The organism is Peribacillus sp. SIMBA_075 (genome assembly GCF_046534585.1).
In genome coordinates this window covers 1-249 of sequence record NZ_JAWRYN010001226.1, presented here as the reverse complement: position 1 = coordinate 249, position 249 = coordinate 1, and the positions used below count along the sequence as shown (strand labels likewise).

General features: G+C 50.2%; 1 protein-coding gene. It reads left to right on the top strand.

The window, feature by feature from the left end:
- Positions 1–121 precede the first annotated feature (121 nt).
- On the top strand, positions 122–249 hold a 128-nt coding region (locus SB775_RS32225; protein ID WP_410865358.1), incomplete at its 3' end, for a protein sspF.

Here is a 249-nt window from a genome sequence, read left to right as displayed (position 1 = left end):
AGATAATATTCTGCTTCAGTATAAGTGCATGCAACCACGCCCCGCCAAATCTATGGCGTAGTGGTCAATGAAAAAGCCTCTGTGGGACAAACTAAACTTGTCAACGAGAAGGGAGGCTATCATGGGTCGCAGACGAGGCAGCATGATGTCAGAGGAGTTCAAAATGGAGCTAGCCAAGGATCTTGGGTTTTACGATAAGGTGAAAGCCGAGGGCTGGGGTGCCATCACGACGCGTGACGCTGGCAACAT